Origin of the sequence: Achromobacter sp. SLBN-14, assembly GCF_006715415.1 — a bacterium.
Lineage (GTDB): Bacteria > Pseudomonadota > Gammaproteobacteria > Burkholderiales > Burkholderiaceae_B > Achromobacter > Achromobacter mucicolens.
In genome coordinates this window covers 2,991,799-3,007,772 of record NZ_VFNE01000001.1, presented here as the reverse complement: position 1 = coordinate 3,007,772, position 15,974 = coordinate 2,991,799, and the positions used below count along the sequence as shown (strand labels likewise).

The window sequence follows — 15,974 nt, the reverse complement described above, 5'->3', positions numbered from 1 at the left end:
TCGAAGGAAATTCTAGAGCGCGGTTTTCTTCACTACAAATTGTTGGTTTTTGCTTATTATTCGGTTTCACCAATATATGAAACGGTGGGGAGCATGACGGCCAAACGCAGCATCACCCTGCGGCACTTTCGCAGCTTCGTCGCCGTGGCCAACACGGGTTCGTTCACCGTTGCCGCGTCGCAATTGTTCCTTACCCAGTCTTCGCTGACGGCAACGATCCAGCAGTTCGAAGACGCGGTAGGCGTCAAGCTGTTTGACCGCAGCACACGGCGCGTGGCGATGACGCCGGAGGCCGCGCGCTTCAAGGCCGAGGCCGAGCGCATCCTCAGCCAGTTCGACGGCGCCTTGAGCGACCTGGAAGCGTTGTCGCAAGGGCGTCAGGGGCATGTGCGGATCGCGGTGGTGGCGTCGGTCACCAACTACTTCCTGGGCGACGCCATCGCGGCGTTCCGCCAGGCCTACCCCAAGATTACGTTCTCGTTGCACGACGCTGGCTCGGAACAGGTGGAAAAGATGATCGCCAACGGCGACATCGATTTTGCGATTTCGACGTCGCATCATGGCTTTGACGAGCTGGTCTACACGCCGCTGTTCGAGGACCGCTACGGCGTGATCTGCGCGGCGTCCTATCCGTATGCGCAAGGCGCAAAGCCCTTGAAGTGGGCGGACCTGGATCCGGCGGAATATGTGGGGTTTACCGAGGACACGGGCATCGGGGCGTTCCTGCGCGCGCATGCCGGCAAGACTGGGTTCTTTGAGCAGCAGCACGACGAAGTGTCGCGGACGTCGTCGCTACACGCCGTGCTGCGCGGCGGCGGGCGCTACTCGATTCTGCCGGCGCTGGCGGCAAGTTCCATCGCGCCGCCGCAGACGCGGGGGACCGAACCGGGGACGTTCGTGTTTCGGGAATTGAGTTCGCCCCGGCTGTCGCGCGAGGTCTGTCTGATTACGCGGCGGCTGCGGTCGCTGTCGGCAAGTTCGGAGCTGTTCCTGCAGTACATGCGGGACGTGATCAACGAAAAGCCGGTGCCGGCGGGGGTGAAGGTGTCGGGGAAAAAGACCAGGAAGGCGGCGTCTGCCGGTGTCTGACACCCACGTCAGTCGGTCTGCATCTTGAACCGCTGCCGCAGGGGTGTCAGACACCTTTTCTGCACGGGTGCCGGACACCCACGCCGGTGGCTACTGCACTGCGATCTTCGCTTCCTTTACCAGCTTGCCCCATTTGGCGCGTTCGGCTTCGATGTGCGCGGTGAAGTCCTGGGGCGAGCCGCCCGTGGCCTGCGCGCCTAGTTCGGTGAGCTTCTTGCGCACGGCCTCGTCGGCCAGGATCGCGTTGACCTCCTTGTTGAGCCGGTCCACCACGGCCTGCGGCGTGCCCGCGGGTGCGACCACGCCGGTCCAGGACAGGGACTCGTATCCCTTCAGGCCCGCCTCGGTCAACGGCGGGATCCCCGGCAGCACCGACAGCGGCGTGGTGCTGGTGACGGCCAGCGCCTTGACCTTGCCGGATTGCGCCAGCGGCACCGCCGACGGGGCGTTGTCGAAGATCATGTTGATCTGGCCGCCGACCAGGTCCACCAGCGCCTGGCCACTGCCCTTGTACGGCACGTGCATCAGGTCCACGCCCGCCATGTTCTTGAACAATTCGCCCGACAGGTGCGTGGAGCTGCCCGCGCCCGAGGACGCAAAGGAATACTTGCCGGGGTTGGCCTTGGCCAGCTTGATCAGGTCGTCCACACTGGACACCGGCATGTCGTTGTTTACGATCAGCACGTTGCTGATGGAAGCGGTGTACACCACGGGCTTCAGGTCGCGGTCGGCCTTGTAGCCCGGGTTGTTGTACAGGAACTCGTTGATGGCCAGGATGCCCGTCGTGCCAAAGAGCAGCGTCTGGCCATCGGGCGGGGACTTGGCCACCATGGCCGCGCCGATGTTGCCGCCCGCGCCCGAGCGGTTTTCGACCACCACCGGCTGCTTGAGGGCCACCGCCAGCCGCTCGGCCAGGAGCCGTCCGATCACGTCCGTCGACCCGCCGGGCGCGAAAGGCACGACCAGCGTGACCGGGCCCTTCGGATAGGCGGTTTGCGCGCCCGAGGCCGTGGCCACGCAGGACAGCACGGCCAGCGCCGCGCCGGCCAGTTTCCACTTCTTCATTTTTTTCCCCTTGATTTTTGGGTTGCTGGTGAAGCAACCCTGCCGATCATAGGGAGCGCAATCCTGCGCCACAAATGAGAAATTCCAGTGGATTAATCGGTGCAATCAATATATTCGGGAATGCCCGGATGCTTAGCCACGTTGCGGCCCGGCGCCGCGCAGCAGTTTGCCTGGGAGCTCGCCGGTGGCCTGTCCGCGTTCGAAGATCGGCCGGCCGTCGACCAGCGTGGCCGCGTAGCCATCGGCACGCTGCACCAGCCTGCGCCCGCCGCCCGGCAGGTCAAAGACCATTTCCGGGCAGTGGACCTTCAGCGCATCGGGATCGATGACGTTGATGTCGGCCTTGTAGCCGGGCTGCAGCAGCCCACGATCGTGCAAGCCATAGACCAGCGCGGTGTCGCGGGTTTGCCGGCGAACCACGTGTTCCAGCGGCAATAGCGGGCCGCGGCGGCGGTCGCGCGTCCAGTGGCTGAGCATGAAGGTCGGCATGCTGACATCGCAGATGTAGCCGCAATGCGCGCCGCCGTCGGACAGGCTGTTCACGGTGTTGGCGTGCTGCATCAACTGGTGCAGGTGATCCAGGTTTTCATAGGCGTAGTTGAAGGACGGGTAATAGAGAATGGCCCGCCCCTCGTTCTCCAGCATCAGGTCGTACACCAGCTCCAGCGGCGGGCGCCCGGTGCGCGCCGCCATGGCCGCCACGCTGTCTTCGGGTAGCGGTTCGTAGTCGGGATCCTGGCCCAGCCGGTAGATCTTGTGAAAACTGCTGAAGAGCGTTTCGGCCCGGCGGTCCAGCAGGCCACGCTGCTCGCTCATGATTTTTTGGCGAACCTGCGAATCGCGCAGCTGCGCGAGCTTTTCCGGCAGGGGCAGCGCGTGCAGCGCCTGATAGGTCGGATGGGCAATGAAGGGGTGCAGCGAGCTCTGCCAGGAGAACAGGATGCCGAGCGGCCGGCCACTGATGCCCGCCATGAGCGGCACGCCTTCGTCGCGCGCCTTGTCCAGCGTGCGCACGATCTGCTTCCAGACGTCTGGCGCGCCGTCGGTCTGCTGAAGGTTGAACAGCACCGGCAGACGATTGTGGCGGGCAAGCTGTTCCAGCCAGGGGATCTCGCCTTCCATCGCGGGATGGTTGGCCGTCATCTGGAACACGCCGTGGCCGACCTCCCCCATGACCGATCCCAGGGCGCTGATCTCTTCGCCGGTGGCGAATGTGCCCGGGGGATACTTGCGCTCGTCGTACTTGTGCAGGAACGTCCGCGACGTCGAAAAGCCGACCGCGCCTGCCTGCAAGGCGGCCCGCACAACCTCGCGCATGGCCAGCAGGTCCGCGGGAGACGCCTCGTCGTGATGAATGGCGCGATCGCCCATCACGTACGCGCGCACCGCGCTGTGCGGAATCTGCGCGCCGATGTCCAGCGCCTTGGGCCGCCGGTCCAGCGCGTCCAGGTACTCGGGGAACGTCTCCCAGTCCCATTCGATGCCTTCCGACAGCACCGAGCCCGGAATGTCCTCGACGCCTTCCATCACCTTGATCAGCCATTCACGCCGGTCGGGCTTGACCGGCGCAAAGCCCACACCGCAGTTGCCCATGATGGCGGTGGTGACGCCATGCCATGTCGACGGGCTGAGATACGGATCCCATGTCGCCTGGCCGTCGTAATGGGTATGGATGTCGACCCACCCCGGCGTCACCAGCGCGCCCGCCGCGTCGATCTCTCGCCGCGCCGCGCCCGCCTTGCCGCCGGCCTGGACGATCGTCCCGCCGTCGATGGCCAGGTCGCCCACCCGGGCGCCGGCGCCCGAACCGTCCACCAGCGTGCCGCCGCGTATCACTACATCGTGCATCGTTGTCTCCCGGGGCCCGCGGGCCCCTCAGCCTTATTCCAATACCAGCCCGATCCGGCGGATCACGTCGCCCCACCGCGCGCTGTCGCGCTGCACGATGGCCGAGAATTCCTTTGGCCCCGCGCCGCTGACCTCATTGCCCTGCGACAGGATGGTCTGGGTGATTTCGGGGGTCTCCAGCGCGGCGCGAAACACCTGGGCGACGCGCTCGGCCAGTGCGGGCGGCATGTCGCCCGGACCGAAGATGCCTTGCCAGCCGACGATGTTCAGTCCCTCGATCCCCTGCTCTTCCAGCGTGGGCAGTTCTGGCAGTACGCTCAGGCGCCGGTCCGTGGCCGGGCCCAGCAGCTTGACCTTGCCGGCACGCGCGTTCTCGACCGCCGTGGCGGTGCCGTCGAAGTAAACCTGTACGTCGCCCGCCAAGAGCGCGCGGCTGGCGTCGGCGGTGCCTTTGTAGGGCACGTGGACGATGTCGGTGCCCGTCTTCATCTTGAGAATCTCGCCATTCAAGTGCGAGGTCGATCCGGCGCTGTACGAGGCGTAGTTGAGCTTTCCGGGATTTGCCTTGGCGTAGGCGATCAGCTCGGCCGTCGTGGAGAACGGCGTGTTGTTGTTGGCGACCAGCACGGTGGCCGATCTGACCGCCTGCAACACGGGCGTGAAGTCCTTGACCGGGTCGTACGGCAGCTTTTTGTAGAGGTGCGGATTCTGCGTGTGCGTGACCACGATGGTGTACAGCAGCGTATAGCCGTCCGGCTTGGCGCGCGCCACGTCCTGCGCGCCGATCATCGTGCCCGCGCCCGGCTTGTTGTCGATGATGACGGAAGCGCCCGTCTGCTGCGATACCTTGGCCGCCAGCATGCGCGCCAGCGAATCCGACCCCGACCCCGCCGGGAATGGCACGACCATGCGTATCGGCTTGCCCGCGGCGGGCCAGGCGTCGGGTTGCGGGGATGGCGCCGCGACGGCGGCCGTACAGGCCAGCATGCTCAGCGCGGCGGCCCAGCCCGCCAGATGGAAGATCGGCTTGCGGTTCATGTTGTCTCCTCCTGCGAGGTTGGCGTGTCGCGGGGCCGCGCAGCGCTCTGTGTCGTGTTTTCCCGGGTTCTTGCAGCGTTTTCACCGACCCGTGGTCAAGCTGTTTTAGTCTTGCAATTGACCCGAATCAATTGCATATTTGGCGCAATTCCGATGAGAAAAATACATGGGCCTGACGATCCGTTCGCTCCAGCACTTTTCCGTCCTTGCCGAAGAGCGGCACTTCTCTCGGGCGGCCCAGCGGCTGCATCTGACGCAGTCGGCGCTGACGCGCAGCATCCAGTCCCTTGAAGAGACGTTGGGGCTGGTGCTGGTGGATCGCGCGTCGATCGGCGTGACGCCGACGCAGGCGGGAAAAATGGTTCTCGATCGTTCGCGCCGCATCCTGGGCGATGTCCTCGCCCTTCGGCGCGAGGCCGAATTGATGAGGGGCCATGACACGGGACGCGTGAGCTTCGGCGTCGGGGCCTTTCCGGCGGCGGGGTTTCTGTCGCCGCTGCTGGTCCGTCTGGCGCACGATCATCCCGGCCTGAGCGTGCATGTCGAGATCGAAAGCTGGCAGCGTCTGCTCGACAAGCTGTTGCAGGACAAGCTGGACTTTGCCGTGGCGGTGACGCACAGCCTGCCGCCGCCGGCGGACTTCATCGTGCGTGCGCTGCCGCCGCAGCACGGCGGCCTTTTCGTGCGGGCCGGACATCCGCTGCAATCGGTGCGAAAACCCAAGCTGCGCGCCGCCTTGGCGCAATATCGCCTGGCCGCCACCGACCTGCCGCAGCGCGCGCGGGAGTATCTGGCCAAGCTGTATCAGGTGGCGGGCGTGGATGAACTGCCGATTGCGTTTGAATGCGACAGCGTCAGCGCGCTGCGCGACGTAGCCGTGGGAAGCGACGTGGTGCTGTTCTGCACACGCGAGGCCATCGTCGCCGAACTGGCACAAGGAACGCTCGTGCCATTACCGCTGCCGTACCCGGCGTCAGGTCCGCTGACCTACAGCGTCATCCATCGCGCCCGGCGCAGCTTGTCGCCTACCGCGGAACGCATCATCACGTTGGTGCAGGCGTATCTGGCCGGCGAAGGGGCTGATGATGCGGCGCCGCCGCGCGGGCGGCGGCGAAGTGCCGGCGCGAAATCGACCGCGAAGGGCTGACACCCGCGCCGCATCAAGACGTTCAAGTCCCCGCGCCGGGTTCCTGTTCGCGCCGCTCCGCTGCTTCCTGCGCGGCGACGTCTTCCAGCTTGACCTGACTGGTGCTGCCATGCGTGGCGGCGCATTGGGCGGGATTCTGGGTGCTTTTGACACACTCAGCAAAAGCCAGCGCCGCGTCGACGGTCGCGAAGTGATACGAATGACCGTCGGCGAACGCGACCTTTCCTTCAACAGAACAATCCATAAGTGCCTCCAGGTTGCGCAAACACCCATCCTATCCGAGCCGGCAGGGAAAATCGACCTCCGCGGCGTCCAGCCGGCGCAGGACGGCGGTCAATTCACCCGCTGCGGCAACACCGCCCGCATCCAGCGCGACAGCGTCGGGCGGATGCGTTGGCTGTGCAGCAGCACGGCGCCAAGCACGCCGATGAATGCCCCGAGCGCCGTGTCCACGAAGCGCGCCTCGATCACGTCGACGGGATAGCCTTGCCCCAGATGCGGCGCCTCGGCGAGAAAGATGGTCAAGGGCGTGATCAGCGCCACCGCGCTGGCGTAATGGCGCACCACCAGCGTTTCGATGCCGAACGACAGCGCCATCATCACCAGGCTCAGCGTCCAGACATTGAGCGGCAGGCTGAGCAGCGCCCAGGCCACGCACAGGCCCACGGCGGTGCCCAGGATGCGGTGCATCTGCCGGCTCCACGCCGCGCGCAGGCTGGCGCCCTGGATGATCGCCAGGCAACTGACAGGCACCCAGTACGGCCGCTGCAGTTGCAGCAGTTCGGCCACCAGCAATGAGATGCCGACGAACAGCCCGATGATGACGGAGTCGTACACCACGAAATCGAACGTGGACTTGGGCAGTTCGACATGCGGCGGCGGCGGGGCAACGCGCGTCATGTGCAGCGAATACGCAAAGGCCACCAGGCAGGCGACCAGACAACCCAAGGCCACCATGCCCACGCGCAATGGCACGTCTTCGATGGTGCCCGGCGTGTAGGCGGCGATCGCCGTGGCCATGATGAAAAACAGGCTGCCCGGCGGGCCCAGGCGATAACAGCGGCACACCATGTTCACCACCATCGCGATCAGCGTCAGCGCCGCGATCGTGGCGGTCGGCCAGAACTGCGTCAGCGCGCCCAGCGCATAGCAGGCGACCATGCCGAAGGATGCCGCCAGCAGCATCATCATGCGGATCTGCAACGAGGCGTTGGGCAGGCTCAGGAACACCATGCCGCCCAGGCTGGACATCAGTCCGTAATCCATGCGCCCGAAATACGCGCCCACCATCAGCGGCAGACCGGACGACAGCGCGGCGGCCAGCGGCATTTCCCAGCGGCGGTCGCTGGCATTGACCCGGGTCAGCTCGGTCCAGGTGCCGTGCAACTGCTCCTTGACGAAGGCGAACGGGCGCCTCGGGCGGTCGTCTGGACCTGCGGGGTCGTCATGTCGATTCATAGGCTGGCGTGGCGGTGTGGCGTTTTCCGGCCGCTGGCGGCCGAGAAGCAGGCGGCAGGCCGGGCATGCCCGATTCTATCCCCATCAAATTCCGCCTCCCGGATTTAACGGGAATTCCCTGATTCTCCCTCCCGGACCCACTGGTACTATGCGCCGCACTTCAGCCTTCGGCTGAACGATAAACATGCGCCATGCGGCGCGGAGACACCATGAAAGCACTCAAACTGGCTGCGGCAGGAACCGCCTTGTTCATTTCGTCCTGGACCGCCCACGCCGGCGCGACCTTCGAGGCGGTCAAGAGCAAGGGCTTCGTACATTGCGGCGTATCCACGGGCGTCGCGGGCTTTTCCGTGAACGACAGCAAGGGCGGCTGGATCGGCCTTGACGTCGACCTGTGCCGCGCGCTGGCCATCGCCCTGTTCGGCGACGCCTCCAAGGCCAAGATCCAGGCGATCAGCGCGGTCCAGCGCTTTACCGCCCTGCAATCCGGCGAAGTCGACGTCCTGACCCGCAACACCACGCTCACCCTGACCCGCGACACGACGCTGGGCCTGATTGGCGTGGGCGTGAACTACTACGACAGCCAGGGCATCATGGTGAACAAGTCCCTGGGCGTGAAGAGCGCCAAGGAACTGGAAGGCGCCACCGTCTGCGTGCAGCCCGGCACCACCACCGAACTGAACCTCGCGGACTGGTTCCGCTCGCAGAACGTGAACTTCAAGCCGGTCGTCGTGGAGCGCCTGGACGAGATCATCCGCGCCTTCGCCGTGGGCCGCTGCGACGCCTTCACCGGCGACAAGTCGCAATTGGCCGCCGCGCGCAGCAACCTGGAGAATCCGGAAAAGTACGACATCCTGCCGGAGAACTTCTCCAAGGAACCGCTGGGCCCGATGGTTCGCCAGGGCGACGAGCAATGGTTCAACCTGGTCCGCTGGACCATGAACGCCATGCTGGAAGCCGAGGAATACGGCGTCACGTCCAAGAACGTGGACGAGATGCTGAAAAGCACCAACCCGAACATCCAGCGCCTCTTGGGCGTGACGCCGGGCATGGGCAAGAACCTGGGCGTCGATGACAAGTGGGCCTACAACATCATCAAGACCGTCGGCAATTATGGCGAGAGCTTCGAGAAGAACCTGGGCCCGAACAGCCCGTTGAAACTCGAGCGCGGGCTGAATGCGTCGTACCGCAACGGCGGGCTGATGTACGGCTGGCCGGTGCGCTGATAACCGGGCCGCAAGGCCCAAAACGACTCCCCTAGGGTAAGCCGCAATTTGCGTGCTCTCGCGTGGCCCGTACCGTACGAGAAATATGTTTATCGTACAAAGTTCGGATCACATTTTTGGAGCAGCACGTGAAGCAGTAGGTCTATAACCCAAGGGGAAGTCGTCATGAAACGTCGTAGTGCGTTGAAGCTGATGGGGGCCGCCGCCGGCCTGCACCTTACCGGCGCAAGCTGGGCACAGAGCGGGCCGTATCCGTCCCGCGTCATCAAGATCATCGTCTCTTCCACACCAGGCAGCGCCACCGACCTTGCAGGACGGCTGGTGGGCGACCTGCTCTACGCCAAGTACGGCCAGAGCGTGGTGATCGAAAACCGCGCCGGCGCGGGCGGGGTCATCGGCATGCAGGCGGCCGCTGCCTCACGGCCTGACGGCTACACCCTCACCACCGGGGGCCTGGGCCACAACGTGCTGCCGCCCGCCACGCTGCGCGGCCTGCCGATCGACATCCCCACCGCGCTTCTTCCCATCGCTCAGGTGGCCGAGTTCGTCAACGCCCTGGTCGTGCGCGTGGACCACCCCGCCAACACGGTGCCTGAACTGATCGAACACCTGCGCTCCACCAAGCGCAAGCCGCTGTATGGCAGCAACGGCGTCGGCAGTTCGTCGCAGATGACGGCCGAGCTCTTTGCCATGCGCACCGGGTTGAAGTTCGACCATGTGCCGTACAAGGGCGCCAGCGAGGCGCTGGTCGGGACGGCCAATGGCGACCTGGATCTCTGTTTCATGAACCTGCCGCCCACGCTGCCGATGGTGGACGGCAAGCGTCTGAAGGCATTGGCTGTGACCAGCGCCTACCGCGCGCGCCAGCTGCCCAACGTGCCGACCATGCAGGAACAGGGCATGAAGGACTTCGACGTGACGAGCTGGCTGGGCATGTATGCGCCCGCACAGGTTGATCCGGCGATCATTGCGCAGCTGTCCAACACCATCGTCACGGGACTGGCCGCGCCGGAATACCAGACCCGCATCATCAACGCCGGCTTCGAACCCAAGCTGCGCGACGCGGCGCAGTTCCAGGCGTTCTCCAAGGCGGAACTCAAGCGCTGGACCGAGGTCGCGCAGCAGGCGGGGATCGTGGTGGATTACGGCGGGAAACAGGGATAAGGGGCCGCGAAGGCGGGGCTGCCTCGGCGGCCCCACCTCGACGGCCCCACCTAGGCGGCCCCACCTTGCGGGCCTTCGTTCATTGGCCCGTTGCTTTGCCTGGCGGACGCGTCAGGCGCGCGCCTGCCAGACCTCGGGGTTGACCATCGCCTGCGGCGCCTTTCCGCCCAGTGCATCCATCAGGTTGGCCACCGCCAGGTCGATCATCGCGCGCCGCGTCTCGTGCGTGGCGCTGCCCACGTGTGCCTGCAGCACCACGTTGGGCAAGGCGCACAGCGGGCTGTCGGCCGGCAGGGGTTCCTGCTCCATCACATCCAGCCCCGCACCCGCGATGGTGCCGGCGCGCAGCGCTTCGATCAGCGCCGCCTCGTCGATGACCGGGCCGCGCGCCGTGTTGATCAGGTAGGCCGTTGGCTTCATCAAGCCCAGCTCGCGCTTGCCGATGGAATGGCGTGTTTCCGCGGACAGGGGGATGTGCACGCTCAGCACGTCCGACGACTTGAAGAGTTCGTCGCGCTCGACATAGGTGGCCAGGCCTTCGGCCTGTGGATCTTCGCGGCGGTTGTGATAGATGACCTTCATGTCGAAGGCCTGCGCCGCGCGGGCCACGACACGGCCGATGCGGCCCATGCCCAGCAGTCCCAGCGTCTTGCCGCGGATGTCCCGCGTCAGCGGGAACGCGCCCTTGGTCCAGGCGCCGCTGCGCACGAAGGCGTCGCCCGCCACCAGATTGCGCGACAGGCACAGCATCAGGCCGATCGTCACGTCGGCCACCGCGCCATCCAGCACGCCGGGCGTGTTGCAGATCAGCACTTTGCGCTGTGTGGCGGCCGCCAGATCGACGTTATCGAATCCCACGGCGAAGTTCGAGCTGACCTTCAGCGCGGGCAAGGCGTCCAGCAAGGCTTGATCGACCTTGGTGCGCACCGTGCAGACCATGCCTTCGATATTCGCGCGCGCATCCGCGCCCAGCACCTCGGCCGGATTCTGTCCGGTGGGCACTTCGACGATTTCGCAACGCGCGGCTAGCTGCTCGCGCAGATCGGGTGGCACGGGTGCGGAGACGATGACTTTGGGTTTTTGATTCATGGGGGCTCCAGAGGGTTCAGGGTTCGATTGCTTCGACGTCGGTGGCAAACACCTGCTGCTCACCGGCGTCGACCAGCGCGGGTTCGGCGGGATGGTCCAGGTACCGGACAATCAGCCAGAAGCCGTCCTGCGGGTTCTCGACGATCTCGGCCAACGCGCCGCCCGCCATGCGCACGCGCACGCCGGGTTGCAGATCGACGAGGTTGATGGATTTGTTGTCGGCCATGCGGTTGCTCCTTGGGGTTCGGGAGCGCTGGCTACAGCTCGAGCTGCGATGACGGCACGCGCACGCGGATGCCGTCCAGTTCGGGCGTCATGATGACCTGACAGGACAGGCGGCTGGTCGGGCAGCGCTCGGGCACCACTTCCAGCAACGCTTCCTCGGCCATGCCGGGCGGCTCCAGCCGCGCGTGCCAATCGGCATCCACCTGCACGTGGCAGGTGCCGCAGATGGCGCCGCCGCCGCATTCGGCGACGATGCCTTCCAGGCCATCGCGCCGCGCGGCTTCCATCAGCGACCAGTCATCGGGCACATCCAGCACCTGTTCGGCGCCATCGGGCAGTTCAAATATCGCAACGGGCATGTTGTCTCCAGAAGGTTTGATCACGCCGTGGCCGCAGCCACTTCGGGCGCGCCGATGCGCGGCACGCCCTTGATGAACTCCACCGGGCTATCGACCGCCTCGATCGCGGCCAGACGGCCGTGCTGATAGCGCTCGACGAGCCATCCCTTGGCCGTGGGCAGCAATACATCGCGGCAAGGCACGGCCGGATCGACCAGTCCGGCCATCTGCAGACGGCGACCCTGTTGTTCGGACCAGAACGTCGGCGGGCGCGACGCGGGCGGCGCCTTGCCCGCGATGGCGGCGGCCGCCGTGCGCGCCTGTGCCAGCGCGTTCTGCACGCTTTCAATCCGGGCATAGCGCTGCAGCTCGCCCCGAAAGGCGCTGGCGCAGTCCCCGATGGCATAGACGTCGGGCGCCGACGTCCGGCAGCATTCGTCCACGACCACGCCGTCCAGGCAGATGAGTCCCGCCGACTCGGCCAGCGACGTCTCGGCCACCGCGCCAATCGACACCAGCACCAGGTCGGCATCGATGGCCTCGCCCGTTGCCAGATGCGCGCGCCATCCGGATGCCGTGCGTTCCCAGCGCTGAACCGCAGCGCCGTGGCGGATCTCGATGCCGGCCTCGCGGTGCAGGTCGCCCAGCCGCGTGGCCGTGGGCTCGGACACCTTGCCCGCCATCACGTTGCCGCCCTGCTCCAGCACCAGCACTTGCGCGCCCAGCTTGCGCGCCGAGCAGGCCGCTTCCAGTCCCAGATATCCGGCGCCGACCACCAGCAGCCGGATGCCCGGACGCAGCGCCTCGCGCAGCCGGTGCGCGTCGTCCAGGCCGCGCACCGAGAACACCTGTTCGCCCGCCACGTCGGCAATGCCGCGAGCGCTGGCGCCCGTGGCAAGCACGCAATGCTCATACGCCACGACGCGGCCCGATGCCGTGCGCAGCGTGTGCGCCGCAGTATCGATGGCCGCCACCGGGTCACCCGCCACCACGATTACGCGCGACTTCTCGTAGGCGCTGCCCGCGCGCAACGCGATGCGCTCGGCGCTGGTCGAACCGGTCAGCAGGGCCTTGGACAGCGGCGGCCGTTCGTAGGGTGCATGCGTTTCGGCGCCAAAGAGCGCCACGTCGCCGTCCACCCCCGCCGCGCGCAGGGCCCACGCGCACTCCACGCCCGCATGTCCTGCACCGATGATGGCGGTGTGAACCCGCTGCAGGGCCGATGTCGTTTCCATGATGCTCAGGCTCCGAATTTCAGGGAGATGCTGGCCTTGGTGGCGACCTGCTTCCAGCGCGCAAGTTCGGCGCGGTTCAGTTCCGCAAACGCATCCGCTCCGGTGGGCCTGGGCTCAAAGCCTGCGGCGCTCAAGGTTTCCACCGACTGCGGCAGCGCCATGCCTTCCTGCAACGCTGCGCTCAGCTTCTGCACCACCTCGGGCGGCATGCCAGCCGGTCCATACAGTCCAAGCCAGCTCGTCACATCGAAATCCGCCACACCTTGCTCGGCCATCGTCGGCACTTCCGGCAGCTGCTTGCTGCGATAGCTGCTGATGACGGCGATCGGGCGAATCGACCCTTTGCGGATCAATCCCATCACCGGCGGCAGATTGCTGAAACTGAAGTCCAGGTTGCCGTTGACCACGTCCACCAGCATCTCGCCGCTGCCCTTGTAGGGCACGTGCAGCAGATTGGTGCCGGTGTGCTGCGCAAAGAACGCGGTGGTCAGGTGCACCGACGAACCGATGCCGTTGGAGCCGTAGTTCAGGCCATCCTTGCTGCGCTTGCGCGCCGTGGCGATCAGGTCGTCGACGCTGCGTATCGGCGAGTCGGCCCGCACGATCAGCACGTTGATGAATTCGGCCATCTGCGCAATCGGCGTGAAAGCGCGCGACGTGTCCAGCGGCAGGCCGGTCACCGTGGCCATCGGCAGCACCATACCGCCCAGGCCATTGAGCAGCAGCGTGTAGCCGTCTGCCGGCGCGGATGCCACCTGCTGGCTGCCGATCATGCCGTTCGCGCCCGGGCGGTTCTCCACCACCACCGGCTGGCCGAACTTGCGGGTGAGGATTTCTCCGGCCAAGCGCCCCGCCACGTCCGTGACGCCGCCCGGCGGATACGGCACGATCAGGCGGATCGGCTTGCTCGGATAAGCGGCGCCGGCGCCCCACGACACTCCCGCCGCCGACATCGCGGCCGCGCTGGCCATGGCCTTCAGTACAGTACGTCTTTGCATGCTGCAACTCCAGGTATGGGCGAGCGCGTCCTGTCGGCGGTCAGGCCCCGAGTGGAAGGAAAACCATCGAATGCCGGCAGAAGGGCCGGCTCCGGCAACGGCGCTAGAAGAAGATCGTCAGCGCCTTCGACAAGAGGACGTTCTGGTCCAGGTGAATTTCGCGCGACAGAATGGTGAAGCGCCCGTCGCGCCTGCGCAGCACGTCCTCGCGCTTGCCCACGAACAGGTTCACTTCGGACTGCAGGCGGTTCTGGTAGATCAGAAAGCGTGAACGCACCCGCACCAAGTCGCCGCCGCCGTCGTCCGGCGTCACGTCCAGCACGCGGATGTTGGTCACCAGATGCGATACGCGCGAGGCCGGCTCTTCGGCCCAGTGAATACCCGTCTTGATCTGCGCCACGCGCTGGCGCAGCGTATCGATACCTTCGTCGAACCACGCCGCGTCCTGCTTGCCGGAGTATTCCTGCGCCATCGCGTCGCGGCGCACGTTGCGCGTGAGGGGCATGCGGTACGTGATGTCCTCGTCCAGCAGGCCCAGCCACTTGTCGAACTCACGATGGTCCAGCAGGTCGGCCTCGAAATGCAGGAAGCGATGCGCCTCCCACCAGAGCAGCATGTCGTCCACGCTGTCGTCCTGCGCCACGGGCGGCGCGTTTTCCACGGTTGCGTTCATGCCGCCTCCTCCAGGCGCACCGCGCCCGCCATCAGTTGGTCCCATGACAGGCCGTTCATGAACTGCGCCCAGCGCCGGTAGTAGATGCGGGCGTTTTCCTCGGTGTATTCACCGTTGACCGCACAGCCCGGGATCTCGGGCACGTCCTGCCGGTGACCCACGCCCATCTGGTAATTGAAGTACAGCTCGCGCGACATCGCGCCCATGCTGGCCTCGGTGGCGCCCGTCCAGTTCTCCATGTCGTCCGATTCCGTCATGCCGCCCGGGCCGGAGTAGCGCAGGAAATAATGGCGCGCCGCTTCCTTGACCGCTTCGGGCGCGTCCTTGTCCACCAGGTACATGCGCCACATCTCCATCTCGGTCGAACTGATCGGATGAAACACCGCCAGCGTGCGCGGCTGACGGCCGTGGAACGACATGTTCGGGAAGATCGTGCCCACGCTGGTCTGCACGCGCATCGCCGCGCCCAACGTGCGCTCGCGGTGTTCGTGGATCTCGCGGTAGTACGCCTCGACTTCCGGATAACGCGCGTATTGCGGCGCGTACGGCCCTTCCTCGTAGAACGGCAGCCGGCCCAGCAGCCCGTGGCCCAGTTCTGGAAAGCAGATCGCCGAGCGCGTGGCGGACGCATCGCGCCGCCCTTTGCCGCCGCCCGGGCCGATGCCCACGATGTCCACGGATCGGTGGCTGATGTCGTGGTACAGGTCCCCAATGAAATTCTCGGGCGCGAATTTCCAGTTGCACTTCACGCGCCACTTCTGCACGCCGCCGATCACCTCGGAGCCACCCGGACTGCCGTTGCGATGGTCCAGCGCCGCGTCCAGATACAGGCGCATGTTGCCGATGTAGTCCAGAAACGGCGGCGCGTCGGGATCCCACGTTGCCCAGATGGCGCCCTTGTAGTTCACCACCTTCGCCACCGTCTTCAGGCCCCACTGCTTCTTGTCCAGCTCGCCCTTGTAGTGCGTGGCGTGGCCGGGCACGCCGACCAGCTCGCCGGGCCGTTCCACCAGCTTGCCGTCGGTGGAAAAGCTCCAGCCGTGGTACGGACAGGTAAACGTCCGGTTATTGCCGTGGTCGTAGCGGCACAGCTTCATGCCGCGATGCGCACAGCTGTTCAGCATGACCTGAATCTGCCCCTGCCGGTCGCGCGTCAGGATCACGGATTCCGTGCCCATGCGCGAAACAAAGTAGTCGTCCGGTTTGGGCACCAGGCTTTCGTGCCCCACGAACAGCCACGCGCGCGAGAAGATCTGCTTCAGTTCCTGCTGGAAGATCTCTTCGTCCACGAAGATGGACCGGCTGACCAGTCCCTCGTCGGCGCGCACCAACTCATCGATCGTCTTCTGACCCATCACCACTTCCCCTTGGAGGATGCCCT

At 65.8% G+C, this 15,974-nt stretch carries 16 protein-coding genes; 4 read left to right on the top strand and 12 right to left on the bottom strand.

What is annotated here, in order from left to right; all coding sequences use genetic code 11:
• Positions 1-93 precede the first annotated feature (93 nt).
• Positions 94-1,089: a LysR family transcriptional regulator gene (locus FBY20_RS13830; protein WP_142052784.1), complete on the top strand. Its 996-nt coding sequence runs from the start codon at positions 94-96 to the stop codon at positions 1,087-1,089.
• 90 nt (positions 1,090-1,179) lie between these two features.
• Here the strand turns inward: FBY20_RS13830 and FBY20_RS13825 are convergent, their stop codons facing one another.
• The 3 genes from FBY20_RS13825 to FBY20_RS13815 form a co-directional block, all read right to left on the bottom strand.
• Positions 1,180-2,154, bottom strand: a complete 975-nt coding sequence (locus FBY20_RS13825) for a tripartite tricarboxylate transporter substrate binding protein (protein ID WP_056324785.1) — start codon at positions 2,152-2,154, stop codon at positions 1,180-1,182.
• A gap of 132 nt (positions 2,155-2,286) precedes the next feature.
• Positions 2,287-4,002: an amidohydrolase family protein gene (locus FBY20_RS13820; RefSeq protein WP_142052781.1), complete on the bottom strand. Its 1,716-nt coding sequence runs from the start codon at positions 4,000-4,002 to the stop codon at positions 2,287-2,289.
• Between the two features lie 33 nt (positions 4,003-4,035).
• Complete coding sequence (locus FBY20_RS13815) at positions 4,036-5,040, bottom strand: tripartite tricarboxylate transporter substrate binding protein (protein ID WP_142052778.1); 1,005 nt, start codon at positions 5,038-5,040, stop codon at positions 4,036-4,038.
• A 166-nt stretch (positions 5,041-5,206) separates the two neighbouring features.
• On the opposite strand from FBY20_RS13815, the gene FBY20_RS13810 reads away from it, so the two are divergent.
• The gene (locus FBY20_RS13810; RefSeq protein WP_142052775.1) at positions 5,207-6,187 is read left to right on the top strand and encodes a LysR family transcriptional regulator; all 981 of its coding nucleotides are present in this window, start codon (positions 5,207-5,209) and stop codon (positions 6,185-6,187) included.
• A 22-nt stretch (positions 6,188-6,209) separates the two neighbouring features.
• Here the strand turns inward: FBY20_RS13810 and FBY20_RS13805 are convergent, their stop codons facing one another.
• Positions 6,210-6,452 carry a hypothetical protein gene (locus tag FBY20_RS13805; RefSeq protein WP_226847303.1) on the bottom strand — a complete coding sequence of 81 codons (243 nt, stop codon included), beginning with the start codon at positions 6,450-6,452 and terminating at the stop codon, positions 6,210-6,212.
• Positions 6,453-6,520: 68 nt separating this feature from the next.
• A complete protein-coding gene (locus FBY20_RS13800) occupies positions 6,521-7,645 on the bottom strand; it encodes an FUSC family protein (RefSeq protein WP_142052772.1) in 1,125 nt (374 codons plus the stop codon).
• Positions 7,646-7,854: 209 nt separating this feature from the next.
• Here FBY20_RS13800 and FBY20_RS13795 point away from each other — a divergent pair, with 209 nt between their 5' ends.
• Both FBY20_RS13795 and FBY20_RS13790 read left to right on the top strand, forming a co-directional pair.
• Entirely contained in the window at positions 7,855-8,871 is a 1,017-nt protein-coding gene (locus tag FBY20_RS13795; protein ID WP_056324770.1) for an amino acid ABC transporter substrate-binding protein, read from the top strand.
• A gap of 165 nt (positions 8,872-9,036) precedes the next feature.
• A complete protein-coding gene (locus FBY20_RS13790) occupies positions 9,037-10,035 on the top strand; it encodes a tripartite tricarboxylate transporter substrate binding protein (RefSeq protein ID WP_056324767.1) in 999 nt (332 codons plus the stop codon).
• Between the two features lie 111 nt (positions 10,036-10,146).
• Here FBY20_RS13790 and FBY20_RS13785 read toward each other — a convergent pair whose 3' ends face one another.
• The 7 genes from FBY20_RS13785 to FBY20_RS13755 form a co-directional block, all read right to left on the bottom strand.
• Positions 10,147-11,124 carry a 2-hydroxyacid dehydrogenase gene (locus tag FBY20_RS13785; protein WP_056324764.1) on the bottom strand — a complete coding sequence of 326 codons (978 nt, stop codon included), beginning with the start codon at positions 11,122-11,124 and terminating at the stop codon, positions 10,147-10,149.
• Positions 11,125-11,140: 16 nt separating this feature from the next.
• Positions 11,141-11,350 (bottom strand): hypothetical protein, encoded by a 210-nt coding sequence (locus FBY20_RS13780; protein WP_056324762.1) that lies wholly within the window; start codon positions 11,348-11,350, stop codon positions 11,141-11,143.
• Positions 11,351-11,381: 31 nt separating this feature from the next.
• Positions 11,382-11,708, bottom strand: coding sequence for a 2Fe-2S iron-sulfur cluster-binding protein (locus tag FBY20_RS13775; protein ID WP_056324760.1), 327 nt, complete (start codon positions 11,706-11,708; stop codon positions 11,382-11,384).
• A 20-nt stretch (positions 11,709-11,728) separates the two neighbouring features.
• Complete coding sequence (locus FBY20_RS13770; protein ID WP_255452337.1) at positions 11,729-12,922, bottom strand: FAD-dependent oxidoreductase; 1,194 nt, start codon at positions 12,920-12,922, stop codon at positions 11,729-11,731.
• A gap of 5 nt (positions 12,923-12,927) precedes the next feature.
• Complete coding sequence (locus FBY20_RS13765; protein WP_255452336.1) at positions 12,928-13,920, bottom strand: tripartite tricarboxylate transporter substrate binding protein; 993 nt, start codon at positions 13,918-13,920, stop codon at positions 12,928-12,930.
• 103 nt (positions 13,921-14,023) lie between these two features.
• Positions 14,024-14,593, bottom strand: coding sequence for a 3-phenylpropionate/cinnamic acid dioxygenase subunit beta (locus tag FBY20_RS13760; protein ID WP_056324755.1), 570 nt, complete (start codon positions 14,591-14,593; stop codon positions 14,024-14,026).
• Positions 14,590-15,948, bottom strand: coding sequence for an aromatic ring-hydroxylating dioxygenase subunit alpha (locus FBY20_RS13755; protein ID WP_142052769.1), 1,359 nt, complete (start codon positions 15,946-15,948; stop codon positions 14,590-14,592). The genes FBY20_RS13760 and FBY20_RS13755 overlap by 4 nt, the downstream gene beginning before the upstream one ends.
• Positions 15,949-15,974: the final 26 nt, after the last annotated feature.

Coding starts and splice junctions, on each gene's coding strand:
- FBY20_RS13780 (WP_056324762.1), bottom strand. CDS start 11,350: ATGGCCGACAACAAATCCATCAACCTCGTCGATCTGCAACCCGGCGTG.
- FBY20_RS13775 (WP_056324760.1), bottom strand. CDS start 11,708: ATGCCCGTTGCGATATTTGAACTGCCCGATGGCGCCGAACAGGTGCTG.
- FBY20_RS13790 (WP_056324767.1), top strand. CDS start 9,037: ATGAAACGTCGTAGTGCGTTGAAGCTGATGGGGGCCGCCGCCGGCCTG.
- FBY20_RS13825 (WP_056324785.1), bottom strand. CDS start 2,154: ATGAAGAAGTGGAAACTGGCCGGCGCGGCGCTGGCCGTGCTGTCCTGC.
- FBY20_RS13760 (WP_056324755.1), bottom strand. CDS start 14,593: ATGAACGCAACCGTGGAAAACGCGCCGCCCGTGGCGCAGGACGACAGC.
- FBY20_RS13820 (WP_142052781.1), bottom strand. CDS start 4,002: ATGCACGATGTAGTGATACGCGGCGGCACGCTGGTGGACGGTTCGGGC.
- FBY20_RS13800 (WP_142052772.1), bottom strand. CDS start 7,645: ATGAATCGACATGACGACCCCGCAGGTCCAGACGACCGCCCGAGGCGC.
- FBY20_RS13810 (WP_142052775.1), top strand. CDS start 5,207: ATGGGCCTGACGATCCGTTCGCTCCAGCACTTTTCCGTCCTTGCCGAA.
- FBY20_RS13755 (WP_142052769.1), bottom strand. CDS start 15,948: ATGGGTCAGAAGACGATCGATGAGTTGGTGCGCGCCGACGAGGGACTG.
- FBY20_RS13765 (WP_255452336.1), bottom strand. CDS start 13,920: ATGCAAAGACGTACTGTACTGAAGGCCATGGCCAGCGCGGCCGCGATG.
- FBY20_RS13785 (WP_056324764.1), bottom strand. CDS start 11,124: ATGAATCAAAAACCCAAAGTCATCGTCTCCGCACCCGTGCCACCCGAT.
- FBY20_RS13815 (WP_142052778.1), bottom strand. CDS start 5,040: ATGAACCGCAAGCCGATCTTCCATCTGGCGGGCTGGGCCGCCGCGCTG.
- FBY20_RS13770 (WP_255452337.1), bottom strand. CDS start 12,922: ATGGAAACGACATCGGCCCTGCAGCGGGTTCACACCGCCATCATCGGT.
- FBY20_RS13795 (WP_056324770.1), top strand. CDS start 7,855: ATGAAAGCACTCAAACTGGCTGCGGCAGGAACCGCCTTGTTCATTTCG.
- FBY20_RS13830 (WP_142052784.1), top strand. CDS start 94: ATGACGGCCAAACGCAGCATCACCCTGCGGCACTTTCGCAGCTTCGTC.